The following is a 14795-nucleotide window of genomic DNA, read 5'->3' on the forward strand; positions in this document are numbered from 1 at the left end:
ATGGGGCGTCGTGCCGTCAGGCTGTTGCGGGGCCACGGACGCCGATCGCCGGGTCGTTCGGCCATCTTTGCGCACGGCAAGCATGTGGCGGATTGTCGAAAAGGCGCTGTGAAAAAATGTCCTAATAAATGAGGACGGGGTTACCCAGCGCACATAGCCAACCTGATCCGTTCGGACCACCAAGGCCAAGTTTCCCCCGACGCTCATCCCTCCGCGGCAGCCGCGTCGTCCAACATCTGAATTGTGTCCATGTAGATGGCAGTGACTTTGCGGTACATCAGGACGACGGTGGTCTGCGGGAGTGCCGGCCGCACATCGATGACCTGTAGACGGCCCGCGGCGATCTCGGATTGCGCGGCCTGAAGCGGAACGACGGCCAATCCCAGCCCTGCGCTTGCCAGGCGCACATTGGCGACAAGTGAGGCGGACTCGATCACCGTGCGGGGTGCACGGTCGCCGCGCGCGGTGAACATCTCATCGACCGACCTGCGCTGGTGGGTACTGGCCGGCGGAAGAATCCAGGGGTGCGTAAGCAAATCAGGCCAGCGGTGCCGGCGCGCCGCAATGCCGAGCGCGGGCGCGGCCACCACGATCATCGGAACCACGGCACAGGTGCGGATACTGAGCATGCTCAGGTCCAGCGCATCCACGGCGCGTGGCGCATACAGCGCCATGGCCGCGTCGATCTCGCCGCGCAGCAACTGCTCGATCAACGCAACCAGGCGCCCCTCGTGCAACTGGATCGACGCAGGCACGGGCGCCATGCGGTCCGCGAGCCGCCGGAGAATGGGCGGCGCCACATGCTCGGCGACGAAGGCCGCCATGCCAATGCGCAACGGCCCCGGAGCGGCTTCCGCATTGGCCGCCACCTCATCCGTCAGATGCCGCAGTTCATTGACAAGCAGCCGCGCGTGTTTGGCAACACGCAAGCCCATGGCCGTGGGCACCATGCCTTTGGAGGAGCGCTCGAACAGAACCTGGCCGAGGGAGCGTTCCAGTTCCTTGATCGACTTGCTGACCGCCGCGCGGCTGATGTGCAGGCGCAGCGCCGCCTCGCCGAGATTGCCGCAATCGGCCACTTCATGGACGAATTCCAGCTGCGAAAACCGCAGCCGCCGACCGATCGAGCGTGGGACAGTGGCCATGGCGCGGATGTTAACTGCTGGTTGATGCCCCGGGCCGATTCGGCGCTATGCGCGGTGTGTGCCAACGCCTACGATGCCTCGGGATCAGTCGCCGTGGGCGAAAAAAATAGGAGACAAGGCATGCCAATCGAACAAGCAACGCCGCAGGCCGCGAACCGCCGCCGATTCATCGCCTATGGCGCGAGCGTCGCCGCCGCTGCCGGCTTCAGCAGCTCATGGGCACAAGCGCCGTCCTTTCCGATCGCGGGCAAGCCGATCCGCATCGTCATCCCCGCGCCGCCCGGCGGGCCGGCCGACATCCTGGCCCGCGCACTGGCCGTACACCTCACTGCGCAACTCGACGGAACGCCGGTCATCGTCGAGAGCAAACCGGGCGGCGCGAGCGTGCCTGCGGCCTTGGCGGTGGCGAGCGCGCCTCCCGACGGCCACACGCTGCTGCTGACCATCAACACCACGCACACGCAAGTGCCGCACATGTTCGGCAAGCCCCCTTACGACCCGTTCAGGGAGTTCACGCCGATCACCCAGGTCTACCGCAACGGCTCGATCCTGGTGGCGCATCCCTCGGTCGCCGCCAACGACCTGAAAGAGTTGATCGAGCTGAGCAAAGTCAGCGGCCCGATTCCCGCCGGTTCGCCCGGGCCCGGCACCAACGGCCATCTCTATATCGAGATGCTGAATCTGCAATACGGGGCCAAGCTGAGTCACGTGCCTTACAAGGGGTCGGCCGACGCCACGCGCGACTTGCTCGGCGGATTCATCAAGGTGCTCTTCGATTCGCCGACCACGTCGCTGCCGCACATCCGCAGCGGCCGCGAAAAGGCGCTGGCCGTGGTGGGCCCCTCCAGATTGAAGGAACTCCCTGACGTGAAGACCGTGCGCGAGCTCGGGTACTCAGCGCTGGAGGTCACCGGGTGGATGGGATTTTTTGGTCCGGCGAACCTGCCGCCGGCGACATTGGATCGCTTGAACAAGGCGCTCGTCGCTGCGATTCGCAGGCCGGAAATCCACGCGCAGTTCGAGCCGCTGGGACTGGACCTGACGGGAACCACGCCCAGTGAATTCCTCGCCATCGTGCGCAGCGACCACGAGACCTGGGGCCGGATCATCAAGCAAACCGGCGTGAAGCTGGACTGAAGCGAAGGGAACGCTGAAATGACGGAACACGCCAACAACGACCTCATGGAGGCGTTGCGCAAACGCGTGGAAATGCTCGAAGCCAAGGTACAGACCGCCGAGGACCTGGAGGCCATCAACAAGCTGACACGCATGTACGGCTATTACCTCGACAAGGCGCTCTGGGCCGAGATATTGCCCTTGTTTACCGAGGACTGCTCCGTGGAAATCTCGCACCTGGGTGTCTACCTCGGCAAAAGGCAGGCCGAGGTGCTGTTCAAGGACTTGCTGGGCAAGGGGCCGGCACTGAGCGACGAGAACGGCCTCGTCTATGGGCGCCTGTACAACCACATGATCGTGCAGGGCATCGTGCACGTGGACGACGACGGCTTGCATGCGAGCGGCCGCTGGCGTTGCTTCATGCAGATCGCGGAGTTCGGCGTCAAGGCGACCTGGGGCGAAGGCCCTTACGAGATCCGCTACCGCAAGGAAGACGGCCTCTGGCGCATCAGTCATCTGCACTTCTACCGCACTTACCACACGCCTTTCGAAGAAGGGTGGGCCAAGGCGAAGTCGCCCCCGGGCGGTGTCCGGGCGCAGCTGCCACCCGACCTGCCACCCAGCGTGGACTACGAGCCCTATCCGGCTGCATTCATACCGCCGTTTCACTACGGCAATCCGGTCTCGGGAAGCCGCGATCACACGCGACCTGATCCAGAGCGCGTCTGACCGATCGCCCATGTGTGCGCCTCAGTTCTACGCGCAATGCGCTGCCGGTCAATCTGGACATCGCCGGCAGCGCAAGAATCAAAATGACCAATTCAGGAGACCATGATGAAACACAATTACAGAGTCTGGGCCGCAATCGCCCTGTGGGGTTTGTTGGGCATCACCGGCGCGCAGGCGCAAACGAAGATCCTGCTCGGCGTGGCACCGGCAGGCGAGTTCATCGCCGCGATGGTGGCGCGCGAACAGGGATTCTTCAAGAAGCGCGGGCTCGACGTCGATCTGCAGATCATGCCGCCCGGCGCCACCGTGCCGGGACTGCAGTCAGGTTCGCTGCAGATCGGTGCTGTCGGCACCCCCACACTGCTGCAGACCAGCGACAGCGGGCTTGACTTCGTGCTCGTCGCAGGCGGCGCCATCGCCTCCAAGACCGATGTCAACTTCGGCCTTCTCGTCAAGAACGGCGTGGTGATCGACAAGCCGCAAGACTTTGTCGGCAAGAAAATCGGTACGCCAGGACTGGAGAGTTTCTTTCATGTGCTGGCGCGCGAATGGCTCACGATCAACAAGGTCGACCACAAAAAGGTCACCTTCGTCGAGGTGCCGTTCCCGCAATTGTCCGACGTGATGAAGGCCGGCACCGTCGACGCAGTGCTGACCACCGAGCCGTTCAAGAGCCGCACCATCGAAGCCGGCGTGGGCACGAAGTTCGTCGCGATTGCCGCCGACCTTCCCGACGGCCTGCCGCCCTTCATCTATGCCGCCCGGCGAGACTGGACGGTGGCCAACGCCAGTGCGGTGAAGGCGTTTCGCGAGGCGCTGGCCGAGGGCATCCGCTTCGCCGACGCCAACCCCGATGCCGCGCGCGCCGATTACGGCAAGCACGTGAAGCTGCCGCCCGATGCGCTGGCCAAGGTGCGCTGGAACAAGATGAACGCCATCGTCACGCCACAGCAGATCGCGCTGTGGGACGACATGATGCGGCGCCAGGGCATGTTGAAGAACCCGGGCGACGTGGCGCGGCTCATCGCTCCATGAAGGCCGCTGGAACCGATGCGAGCATCGTCTTCGACGCGGTCAGCCTGGACCTGGGCGGCCGCCGCATCGTCGAAGACCTGTCGTTCGAAGTGCCTGCCGGCCAGTTCGTCTGCGTCGTCGGGCCTTCCGGCTGCGGCAAGACCACGCTGCTGCGCCTGGTGGCCGGTCTGCTGAAGGCCAACGGTGGCACGGTGCGCTACGGCGGCCGGCCGGTGCAAGGGCCGTCGCAGGAACTGGCGGTGGTGTTCCAGGACTACGGCCGCGCGCTGCTGCCTTGGCGCGACGTGGCCGCCAACGTGAGCTTGGCGCTTGAAGCGGCGGGGACTGATAAATCGGCCCGCGCGGGCATCATCGACACGCTGCTGGCCAAGGTGGGCTTGCGCGAGCACGCACACAAGTTTCCGGCGCAGCTGTCGGGGGGCATGCAGCAGCGGCTTCAGATTGCCCGCTGCCTGGCGCAGCGTCCGCGCGTGCTGTTGATGGACGAGCCTTTCGGCGCGCTCGACGCGATGACGCGCCAGAGCCTGCAAGACGAAGTGGTGCGCCTGGCCGAAGAGGCCGGCACGACGGTGCTGTTCGTGACCCACGACCTGGAGGAAGCCATCTACCTGGGCGACCGTGTGGTCGCGCTGCGCGCCAACCCGGGCCGGCTGGCCGACCTGATCGATGTGACGCTGCCCCGTCCGCGCGACCAGTTGCGCACGCGCGAGCACCCGGACTTTCTGGCGCTGCGCCACCGGCTGTATCAGTTCATGCAGGAGCAGCATTGATGAAGGTTGTCTCATGACGACGGTCGCCTGCGCCTCGAACTGGCAGGGTTGGCTGGTGCCGCCGGGCCTGCTGTTGGCGGCCGAGCTGGCCATGCGCGTCACCGGCATCCAGTCCGACAGCCTTGCGCTGCCGAGCCGGATCCTGCTCGCCGGGGGCGCGGCCGTGGCCGACGGCAGTTTGCTGCGCGCCACGCTGCAGACCCTGACCAGCGCGGTTGGCGGGGTACTGATCGGCGGCGGCATTGGCATGTTGCTCGGGTTCTGGCTCGGCCTGTCATCCACTGCGGCGCGCCTGGCCGAAGTGTCGGTGGAGTTGTTCCGACCGATTCCGCCGGTGGCACTGATTCCGATCGCCATGCTGGTCTTCGGTTTCGGCTACCGCATGGAGCTGTCGCTGGTGGCGTTCACCTGCTTCTGGCCGATGCTGTTGTTCACGCACGCCGCCGTGCGCGTCGTCGACCGGCAGTTGATCGAGGTCGCCCGCATCCTTGGCCTGTCGGGCCCGGCCACGGTGTGGAAGATCGTCCTGCCGGCCGCGCTGCCGCGCATCGTGGTGGCGCTGCGCCTGAGCCTGGGCATTGCGCTGATCGTCGCGGTGACGACCGAAATCGCGGCCAACCCGCAAGGCCTGGGCTACGCGATGATGCGCTCGCAACAGGAACTGCAGGCGGCGACCATGTACGCCTTCGTGCTCTGGCTGGCCGTGCTCGGCTGGGCGATGAACAGCGGGCTGCAGCGACTTCAACGCCGGCTGTTCGCCGGGTCGCAGGCGGTGGCGCAATGAATGGGCGCATCGACTACCGCTGGGCCTGGCGTGCCGGATCGGTGGGCGTGACCTTGGCCATCTTCGCGCTGTGGGGAATGGTTACCCAGCTGGGGCTGGTTTCGCGCGTCTTCCTGCCTGGCCCGCTGGCCACGCTGCAGGCGCTGTGGCAGAACCTGTTCGGCGGCGAGCTGGCCGGGCAGGCGCTGGAGACGCTGCGCCGCATGCTGCTCGGCTGGCTGCTGGCCTCGCTGTTCGGCATCGGGCTGGGCGCGTTGGTGGGCTCTTCGGCGAGCGCCCGCAAATGGCTGCTGCCGACGCTGGAGTTGCTGCGTCCCTTGCCGGCCTCGGCACTGCTGCCGGTGGGCATCGCGATCTTCGGGCTGACGCCCGGCATGCTGCTGGCGACGGTGGCCTTCGGTGCCGTGTGGCCGGTGCTGCTGGCGACGGTGCACGGCTTCTCGTCGGTCGATCTGCGGCTGCGCGAGGTGGCGCAGGCGCTCGGTTTCTCGCGCACGAGCTTCGTCGTCAAGTTCGGTTTTCCGAACGCGCTGCCCGACATCCTGAGCGGCATGCGCCTGTCGCTCACCGCCTCGCTGATCGTCACCGTGGTCGGCGAGTTGCTCACCGCGCAGAACGGCCTGGGCAGCACCATCATGCTGGCCGCGCGCAGCTACCGCAGCACCGACCTGTACGCCGGCGTCATCGTGCTCGGCGTGATCGGCTATGCCAACAACGCCCTGCTCGGCCTGGCCGAGCGAAAGCTGTTGCGCTGGCAGCGGCCCTGATCTCTGGAACCCAATCATGACCACAACGTTCAACAACCAGTCCACAACCGACGACGTCACCGCAGGCGTTGATCTGCAGGGCAAGACCATCCTCATCACCGGCGCCAACTCGGGACTGGGGCAAGAGGCGGCGCGCGCGCTGGCCGCTTGCGGGGCGCGCATCGTGATGGGCGTGCGCTCGGTCGAGCGCGGGCGGGCCGCGGTCGACGCGATCCAGGCGCGGCACCCGGCAGCGCAAATCGAGCTTCACGAGCTCGACCTCGGCTCGCTGGCCAGCGTGCGCGGCTTCACCGATGCGGTGAAGGCCGGGCATACCAAGCTCGACGGGCTGATCGCCAACGCCGGCATCATGGCCACCGACTTCGGCCACACCAGTGACGGCTTCGAACTGCAGCTCGGCACCAACCACCTCGCACATTTCGTTCTGGTGAATCGCCTGGCCCCACTGCTGCTGGCCGGCGCACCGGCGCGCGTGGTGATGATGAGCTCTGGTGCGCACCGCCTGCACGACGTGGACCTGGACGACCCCAATTTCGAACGCAAAGCCTACGACCGTTGGGACGCGTATGGCCAGTCGAAGTCCGCCAATGCATTGTTCGCGCTCGGATTCGATCGGCGCTTCGGCGCGTTTGGCGTGCACGCCTACACCGTGGCGCCGGGCGTGATCCTGGGGACCAACCTGCACCACCACCTGAACGAGGAGCACTTCAAGGTGCTGCGCTCGCGCCAGCCCGGCGTGCGCGATCTGCCCCGCAAGACCCTTGCCCAGGGCGCCGCGACGATGGTCTGGGCGATGACGCATCCAGCGCTCGCCACCGAAGGCGGGCGCTTTCTCGAAGACTGTGGCTTCTCGGAAGTGAATCCCGATCCGGTTATGCCCAACGGCGTAATTCCGTGGGTGCTGGACAGCGAACATGCCGACGCGGTGTGGGCCCTGTCGGAGCGCCTGGTTGGTGAGACCTTCGCCGCCCCGCCAAGCACCGGGGCGCCCAGCGCGGCGGCGGTCGCCAGCGGGCTCTCGGTCAATCGCTTGCCGAGCACGCGCGCGCTGGCCGGCAAGGTGTGGAAACTGGTGTTGCAAGATGGAGCGAGCGCGCAATTGCAGTTCGATGCGCAAGGCAACGGCTGCCGCTGGCAGGGCCTGCCTGGGCTGACTTTGCCCGCTCAGGGCACGGCAACCGCCGATGTGGTCGAAGCGGCGCCCGGGGTCTTCTTCGTCGACCTGATGCTGGAGCCGCCGCAAGAAACGGTGGCCGTGTGCGCCGACACGCGCAGCGGGCAGGCGTTGGTGGTGGCCTCGCGGATGGGCGAACGGGAACGGCCGGGCGCCACGAGGTTTCGGCAGCGGTTCACCGCTGCCATGCTGGGTGGCGCGGCGGCCGAGGCGCCGACGTCTGCGCCGACGATGGATCTGATCGGCCGGCGAGCGCTCTACCGCTACAGCGACGATACGGTGTACGAGCATGTCTACCTGAACTCGAACTGGTACGCCTACCAATCCCTGAAGGGCATGCGCCGCGGCGATGCCGGCTGCGACGAGGCGAGCTACTTCAAGCTGGCGGACGATCTGTACGTGGTGGCGTGGCGTGAGCTGCTGATCGACATCGCGGCGGTGTTCGTGTACGACATGAAAGCGATGCGGACCACCGGCAAGGCCTGGGGCATCGTCGGTGCGTCCACGGAGATCCGCAACATTCCCGCGGGTGCCTTCATCGAGCCGCTGGCAAGCACTGTCTATCCGGGCGATGTGCTGCCTGTCTGACAACCCAGGAGAGTGACCTATGTACCGTCTGCCATTGACACTTCTCATGAGCTTCATCGTTGCTGCTTGCGCTGGACGACGAGTTCTTCGGCCGGATCGCCGCGCGATGAAGGTCGGCAGGTTTTCCCTGCTGTGCCAGGCGGCGATCTCCTGCGGCACCCTCCGCAGCCGGGGAAATATCGCCGCCGCCAAGTCGGGTTGAACGGCTCACGCCGGAGGCTCAGCTTTTGCCGCCGAAGGCGCGCAGGTGGCTATCGGACGTACGAGAAAGCTGAAAGCTTGCCGGCATCGACAAACGGAACGAGAAGTAGCCCGGTCTTTGCGTCGTACCGAATGTCGGCGGGCCCGCCTGATCGACCATGCTCGGCGGCAAGCTCGCAATACTCTGTGCGCACTGCAGGAGCGAGATTGTCGTCCATCGCGTCGAACCTCAAGAGAGGTGTCACGGCGCCGCTATTCGTCACGTGGATGAGGCAGTTATAGACGAAGTCGCTTGTAATGTAGCCATCGGCGCCGTCAGTCGTCAGTCCGTCATGATGAGCGATCGGCGAACCAGCGCCGATATCGGTGATTTCCTTTGATTCATAGTCAATGGCGATGAGGTGGCCTTTGTGGTCTGGCGTCGCGCCGGGCCTGAATTGACGGACTCCCTTCCATATGCCATGGGTCCCGACAACGAGCCGGTGCGGTTCCGCAATCATGCCGTCCGGAAAATCAAGTAAAGGAGAAGAGAGCCAACAACCCCATTCGTTTCCTTCAAGCTTCCAGATCGCGTTACCCGCAATGTCGGACACGAACACATTGTCGCCAGTCTCGTCTACGGCCATGCCATCCAGGAACACTGCTCCGGGGGCCGGATATTCGGCAACCTGGCGTGCGCTCCTGGTATCGAAGACAAGCAGACGGTCGCAATCGACAACGAACAATCGGCTCTCACGGACTGTGATTCCGCAGGGCACTTTAAGACCGCCGATCCACTGCTTCTCCAGCACCTCGCCCGACAGCGAGAGGCGGGATATGTAGCCCCGTCCGGCGGCGGCGACACTTGAATCGCTTGCCATGCAGCTCAGATAAATCTGCCCGACACGGTGATCGACGATTCCGCACTCAGGATTGTGAAAGCCGCCGGTGGACCACAGGGGCTTGATCTGGCCGGCACTCTTGGGAGCGGTCATGGAATGTCTCGTACAGGTGGCGGTTGTGCGCGCTAAGGTCAGGCTGATTGCACGGGCCAGACCAGGGGCAGGTGCATCATGCCGGCGACCGGCCCGGTGGCGCTGACGGCGGCCTCGCCGGGCTTGATCCGGAAGTCAGGAATGCGCTTGAGCCATTCTTCGAGAAAGACCCGCAGCTCGGCCCGGGCCAGGTTGGCACCGGGGCACTTGTGTACGCCCTTCCCGAAGGCCAGGTGGTCCTGGACGTTGCGTTTGAAGTCAACGGTCAGCGGATCGGGCCAGGCGCGTTCGTCCAGGCCGTGCATGCACACCGTGATCATCACGCGATCTCCCGCTTTCAGCTGCACGCCGTCGAGCACCATGTCTTCGGTGAGCTGGCGTCCGAGCGACGGGATCGAGTGGCGGCGCAGCAGTTCCTCGATCGCCTGCGGGATCAGCGCCGGATCGTCGATCAGCTGCTGCCGGTGGGCGGGGTGGGTGGCCAGGAAGCGGGCGAAGAAACCCATGGTGCTGGCCACCGTGTCGAGCCCACCGAACAGTACCAGCGCACTTTCGCTGACGGCTTCCTCGTGGGTGATGGGCCGGTCGCCCACCCGTATCTGCAGAATCTGGCTGATGAGATCGGTGCCGGGCTGGTCGCGGCGCTTGCGCACCCAGCCATCAAGGTAGCCGACGATTTCCTGGTAGGCCTGCATGCGCGCCACCATGTCAGCCGAGCGCACCATGAGCTCGGCCCGCTCCAGCAGCCACGGTCGGTCGCTCACTGGCAGATCCACCAGGCGCAGGAAGATCGTGATCGGCAGGAACTGCGCGAACTCGGCCACGAACTCACATTCGCCCCGGGCTTTGAAGCCCTCGATCAGCTCGATCGCCAGCGCGCGCGCCTCGACGGTGAACGACTGGATCGCCCTGGGCGACACGGCCACGTTGATTGGATGGCGAAAGTAGCGGTGCTGGGGCGGGTCGACCTCGATCGGGATCTGTGCCGGCATCTGCGGGATGTTCGGGATGCCGATCGCCTTGGCCGACGAGAAGCGTTCGTGGTCGGGCCAGACCTGGTTCATCAGCGCGGCGCGGTTAAGCACCCAGTAGCCGCCGTTGCGCGGCGTGAAGTAGAGGTCGGGCGCCTCGTCCTGAATGCGCTTCCAGGCCAGGTGCACGTCTTCCTGCGCGCCGGGCAGGTTGTACAGGTCTACATCGCGCACGCGCTCGGGCGGCACGTGAGCAGGAACTGATGGTTGGGCAGCGGTGGTCACCAGGCTCATGCCTCGTTGGAAAAGGCAGCCTCCGCCGCGTAGCTCAATTCTGGGTCGATGGCAAACTCGACTCGCTGATTGACGCGATGCTCCTGGTAGTCACCCAGGGCGTAATGCACCATGGAAATGTTGTCCCACACGGCCACATCGTTTCTTTGCCAGTGGTGAAAAAGTTGAAACTCCGGGATATGCAGCCAGTTGTAGAGAAAAGCGAGAATTCCCTGGCTTTCATACGTGTGCAGGCCCTCGATGAATGTCGTGAAGACTTCGTTCACGAAGATCGACTTTCTTCCCGTGATCGGATGCGTTCTCACGACGGGATGCTTCTGCGGTGGGAACTTTTTCAAGTATTCGAAGTACCTGCCGTAGTAGCTGTCGTCATCGTCATAGCTGACGGTGCTGGTCATCGACTCCTGGCCGCGTTTGTCCCAGTAATGGATGGCCACCAAACCCTCAAGGCAACGTTTCATGTGGTCCGAAAGGCACTCGTAAGCCTTTTGCGTACTGCACCAGGCGGTGTTGCCGCCAACGGGCGGGCACTCCTGGATCTGGATCAGTGTGCCGAACGATGCGTGCGGCAGCCCGCTGTTGTCGCTGTGCCAGAGATTGGCATAGGGAGGATTGCTTGCGTCGGTAATGAGCACGTCGACATTCTTGGCACGTTTCGGGATGAATGGACTGCCTTCATCGGGCGCGCCGAAGATGCGTGTCACTTCGATTTGTTTGTCTTCCGACAAGCGTTCCTGATCCGAAAAAAACAGTACGCCAAAGCGCAGGAAGGCTTCCCGCAACTTGGCTTTCACTGCCTCGGAAATCGCTTCGCGCAAATCGAGCCCTTCGATTCGGGCACCGAAATTCGGCATGAGAGGAACGACCTTGACCGGGTCGAAGCGCTCAGGAGAAAGCATCGGGTCGAGGGGCTGTATGAAATTGATACGGCCAATATTCGTTTTCATCTGGGGTTTCATGGACATGGATTGCTCCTCCTTCACTTGGGCATCTGCTGGAGCGCCTCGGTCACGGCAGAGCGAATCGCCAACCCGATCGGGAATCCAAGATAGGTCGCCGCATGCAATATAAGCTCCTCCAGTTCCTTGACCGTCACCCCATTCTTGAGTGCGATCGGGACGTGTTGGCGAGCCAGCTCAAGACGTGGAATCGCGAACAGCATGCCCAAGGTCACGATGCTGCGCATGCGCCAGTCGAGCGCATCATCTGTTCGAGCCCAGGAGTCGAAGTAGAGATTTTCAAGAATCATCAAATCCAGTTCGGAGCCGAACTTGTTCTGATCGATCTCATCCGGGACCTTGAGGAGCTCAGAGGTCGGGTCCAGCCTTCTGAGGACATCGCGGGCGATCTTTCTTTTTTCGCTGCCGGACTTTTCTCGGCGCTCGAGATCAGGTGGCGGTCCAGGGGTCAGGAGTCCATGATCGGTCAACGCTTTTTTGATCGTCCCTTGTGCCCAGCCCTGGGCCGGACCGGCGACGAATTTCCGCGCGTAGGTGATGATGGCTTCGATTTCATTGACCGTGGCCCCGTTGCGGATGGCGCCGGGCGCATGCCACTCCAGTTCAAACTGGTTGCCGACATTGCCGACACAGATCATCATGCTGATGGTGAACAGGCTGCGCGTCCGTGCATCGATCACGTCCGTTCGATCCCAGGCATCGCAATAGGAATCCTCCATGCTCATGAGCAGGGAGTCCGGGCAGAAGATACCTGCTGGAATCGTGCCATCCCGGATGGGATATTGGGGAAGCATTCTCAGCGCATTCTTGATGCCTACTTGCCTCTTTTCGCTTCCTTTTCGTTCACGTCGTGCATAGCCTGTCGGGGTCGCGTCGCTCATGGTGTGCTCCTTGCTAACTTGCGGTTGCCGAACTATGGTCCCCGGCGAGCAAGGCAACAAGTGGTCGGCTCAAGCTAGCTTCCGCAGTGCTAGGCATCCTCGAGAGCGATGGCCTCCAGGGCCGATGCATCCTCCGCGCTCCAGGGGAACATGACGTGAATCCGGCGGTTCGCGGCGCCGCTCATCGACAGCTCCTGCATGTCGACGTGGACAATGCGGCCACCCATCCTGAGAAGGGTGCCTTCCGCGGGATGGGCCGCGCGGACCGGGAACTCCGACCACAAGCGGCGGAAATCCGCACTCTCGGCCATCAGCCGGTCGGTGATCTCGGCAAACCGGGGGTCATTCGGGTGGCGGCTTGCCTCGGCGCGAAATTGACCGAGGAGCCTTCGCACTGCACTTTCCCAGTCCACGAGGAATCGCGGCGGTCGGGGATCGACCAGCGCGTTGTAAAGCATGCTGATATGCCCACCGCAGCGCGGCGCATCACCCAGTGGCAGAAGCCGATCTGCGGCGGCGTTCTGGGCTATGACATCCAGGTGATAGTCGGCGAGGATAGCGGGCCATGGCATCATCTTGGCCACGACATTCCACAGCTTTTCGTCGATCTCGCTTTGGGGGGAAGTAAGTTTTCTCGCGGGCAAGCCAGCCAGGGACTCGATGAATGCCTGCTCCTCTTCGGTCAATTTCAACGCCCGGCCGATCGCGCGCAAGACGTGGGTCGACGGGTGTATGTCGCGCCCCTGCTCCAGATGCATGTACCAAGTGTGGCTAACCCCGGCAATGAGGGCGAGTTCTTCGCGCCTCAAACCGGGGGTGCGGCGCCGCAATCCCACGTGAAGCCCGACATCTTGGGGTTTGAGGTTTTGGCGTCGCACTCGCAGGAATGCCCCGAGTTGCTTGCGAATGTTGTCGTCGTCGGTCATATCGACCGGATATTGTCATTGTTCGCAGCGGCGGGCGCTTCGCGCTCTGCTGGGTGCCTGGCACTTGCCAGCGCCGCTGTCTCGGCTGACCTGCTCGAGCGCAAGACTCATTTGCGGGGTCAGCGGGTCGCGCTGTGTGTCATTGCCTAGTGATCTCGTCGACCCCGGCGCCTGCCAGCCAGTGGACGACGCTGTCGGCGAGCAGCTCTGGTGCCAGCAGGGCGTCCAGGCGCAGCACCCCGGGTTCGCTCTGCGGCGGCTCCAGCGCCTCGAACTGCGTGGCGACCAGGCCGGCGGGGAAGAAGTGTTCGGCGCGCTGCCCGACCCGCGCCTGGGCAGACGCCGCATCGAGGGCGAGCCAGGCAAATCGCAAGCCGGGTGCCGCGGCGCGCAGGCGGTCGCGGTAGGAGGCCTTGAGCGCCGAGCAGGTGAGCACCGCGCCGCCTGGCCGTGACTGCAACTGCGCGCCCAACCCCGTGAGCCACCCGGCGCGGTCGGCGTCGGTGAGCGCGATGCCGCTCTTCATGCGTGCACGGTTGCCTTCCGGGTGGAACTCGTCGCCTTCGATCAGCGGCAGGCGCAGCTTCTGCGCGATGAGCGCTCCCACACGCGACTTGCCGCAGCCCGACACCCCCATGACCACGATCCAGGTCACCGCTCGGCTCGACATCAGTCTGCTTTGATGTTGTTGGCCTTGACCACTTCGCCCCAGGTCTTGTAGTGGGTGCGCGTCAGATTGCCCAGGTGCTCGGGGGTGCCGCCGCCGGGTTCGTCGCCGCGGTCGAGAATGTTCTTGGTCACCGTCGGGTCTTTCAGTGCCGCGTTCAGCGCGGCATTGGCCTTCTTCACCACGTCGGCCGGCAGGTTGGGCGGGCCGTACAGGCCGATGAAGGAAACGATGTTGAAGTCCTTCAGGCCCACCTCCGCGGCGGTGGGTACGTCCGGGAAGGCGGGAATGCGCTTGTCGCTGGTGACGAGCAAGGCCCGCAGCTGGCCCCCCTTGATGAAAGGCGCGACCACCGACGTGGCGTCGAACATGGCGTCGAGCCGGCCGCCGATCAGGTCAGTGATGGCGGGGCTGCTGCCCTTGTAGGGGATGTGGTTCATCGGCGGCTTACCCAGGCGCTCGCGCAGAAGTTCGGTGGTGACGTGCGGCAGTGCGCCCACACCACCCGTGCCGTAGTCGATGCTCTTGCCGGTTTTTGCCTTGGCCTTGACGTGCTCGACGAACTCGGCGTAGGTCTTGATCGGCGAACTGGCCGGCACCGCCAGCACCAGCGCGGACTGAAGCATGTTGCCGATGGGCACCATCTGCCGCATGTCGACGATGCCGATCTGGGTGTAGACATGGGCGGCGATGGTCATGGAGCCGTTGCCCACGTACAGCTTGTAGCCATCGGCCGGTGCCTTCATGACTTCCTGCGCGCCGATGTTGCCGTTGACGCCGGCCTTGTTGTCGATGACCACGGGTTGGCCCAGTT

16 protein-coding genes are annotated in these 14795 nt (G+C 64.3%); 8 read left to right on the forward strand and 8 right to left on the reverse strand.

The annotated features are described in order from the left end of the window. Positions 1–203: 203 nt before the first annotated feature. Positions 204–1145: a LysR family transcriptional regulator gene (locus EEB15_RS21940; protein ID WP_141512072.1), complete on the reverse strand. Its 942-nt coding sequence runs from the start codon at positions 1143–1145 to the stop codon at positions 204–206. A 120-nt stretch (positions 1146–1265) separates the two neighbouring features. On the opposite strand from EEB15_RS21940, the gene EEB15_RS21945 reads away from it, so the two are divergent. The 8 genes from EEB15_RS21945 (at position 1266) to EEB15_RS21980 (ending at position 8310) form a co-directional block, all read left to right on the forward strand. Further along, complete coding sequence (locus tag EEB15_RS21945; protein ID WP_158290192.1) at positions 1266–2282, forward strand: tripartite tricarboxylate transporter substrate binding protein; 1017 nt, start codon at positions 1266–1268, stop codon at positions 2280–2282. Between the two features lie 18 nt (positions 2283–2300). After that, positions 2301–2990 (forward strand): nuclear transport factor 2 family protein, encoded by a 690-nt coding sequence (locus EEB15_RS21950; RefSeq protein ID WP_141512074.1) that lies wholly within the window; start codon positions 2301–2303, stop codon positions 2988–2990. Positions 2991–3092: 102 nt separating this feature from the next. Then, positions 3093–4025 (forward strand): ABC transporter substrate-binding protein, encoded by a 933-nt coding sequence (locus EEB15_RS21955; RefSeq protein WP_141512075.1) that lies wholly within the window; start codon positions 3093–3095, stop codon positions 4023–4025. Next, positions 4022–4795 (forward strand): ABC transporter ATP-binding protein, encoded by a 774-nt coding sequence (locus EEB15_RS21960; protein ID WP_141512076.1) that lies wholly within the window; start codon positions 4022–4024, stop codon positions 4793–4795. Before EEB15_RS21955 ends, EEB15_RS21960 begins: the two co-directional genes overlap by 4 nt. Positions 4796–4808: 13 nt before the next feature. Beyond that, positions 4809–5579 (forward strand): ABC transporter permease, encoded by a 771-nt coding sequence (locus EEB15_RS21965; protein ID WP_141512077.1) that lies wholly within the window; start codon positions 4809–4811, stop codon positions 5577–5579. Then, positions 5576–6346, forward strand: coding sequence for an ABC transporter permease (locus tag EEB15_RS21970; RefSeq protein ID WP_141512078.1), 771 nt, complete (start codon positions 5576–5578; stop codon positions 6344–6346). Before EEB15_RS21965 ends, EEB15_RS21970 begins: the two co-directional genes overlap by 4 nt. Before the next feature lie 16 nt (positions 6347–6362). Continuing rightward, entirely contained in the window at positions 6363–8108 is a 1746-nt protein-coding gene (locus tag EEB15_RS33765) for an SDR family NAD(P)-dependent oxidoreductase (RefSeq protein WP_158290193.1), read from the forward strand. A 19-nt stretch (positions 8109–8127) separates the two neighbouring features. Further along, positions 8128–8310 (forward strand): hypothetical protein, encoded by a 183-nt coding sequence (locus EEB15_RS21980; RefSeq protein WP_141512079.1) that lies wholly within the window; start codon positions 8128–8130, stop codon positions 8308–8310. A 49-nt stretch (positions 8311–8359) separates the two neighbouring features. On the opposite strand, the gene EEB15_RS21985 is transcribed toward EEB15_RS21980, so the two are convergent. The 7 genes from EEB15_RS21985 to EEB15_RS22015 all read right to left on the reverse strand — a co-directional run. Continuing rightward, complete coding sequence (locus tag EEB15_RS21985) at positions 8360–9283, reverse strand: hypothetical protein (RefSeq protein ID WP_141512080.1); 924 nt, start codon at positions 9281–9283, stop codon at positions 8360–8362. A 38-nt stretch (positions 9284–9321) separates the two neighbouring features. After that, positions 9322–10548, reverse strand: coding sequence for a cytochrome P450 (locus EEB15_RS21990; RefSeq protein WP_141512081.1), 1227 nt, complete (start codon positions 10546–10548; stop codon positions 9322–9324). Then, complete coding sequence (locus EEB15_RS21995; RefSeq protein WP_141512082.1) at positions 10545–11513, reverse strand: TauD/TfdA family dioxygenase; 969 nt, start codon at positions 11511–11513, stop codon at positions 10545–10547. The genes EEB15_RS21990 and EEB15_RS21995 overlap by 4 nt, the downstream gene beginning before the upstream one ends. 14 nt (positions 11514–11527) lie before the next feature. Continuing rightward, positions 11528–12388: a carboxymuconolactone decarboxylase family protein gene (locus EEB15_RS22000; protein ID WP_141512083.1), complete on the reverse strand. Its 861-nt coding sequence runs from the start codon at positions 12386–12388 to the stop codon at positions 11528–11530. Positions 12389–12477: 89 nt separating this feature from the next. Next, positions 12478–13314 carry a helix-turn-helix transcriptional regulator gene (locus tag EEB15_RS22005; RefSeq protein ID WP_141512084.1) on the reverse strand — a complete coding sequence of 279 codons (837 nt, stop codon included), beginning with the start codon at positions 13312–13314 and terminating at the stop codon, positions 12478–12480. Between the two features lie 139 nt (positions 13315–13453). Further along, positions 13454–13984, reverse strand: coding sequence for a gluconokinase (locus EEB15_RS22010; RefSeq protein WP_141512085.1), 531 nt, complete (start codon positions 13982–13984; stop codon positions 13454–13456). Beyond that, positions 13984–14795 (reverse strand): tripartite tricarboxylate transporter substrate binding protein (locus tag EEB15_RS22015; RefSeq protein ID WP_141512086.1); only part of this gene is annotated, 812 nt, incomplete at its 5' end. The genes EEB15_RS22015 and EEB15_RS22010, both read right to left, overlap by 1 nt.

The organism is Ramlibacter sp. WS9 (assembly GCF_003797765.1).
GTDB lineage: Bacteria > Pseudomonadota > Gammaproteobacteria > Burkholderiales > Burkholderiaceae_C > Ramlibacter.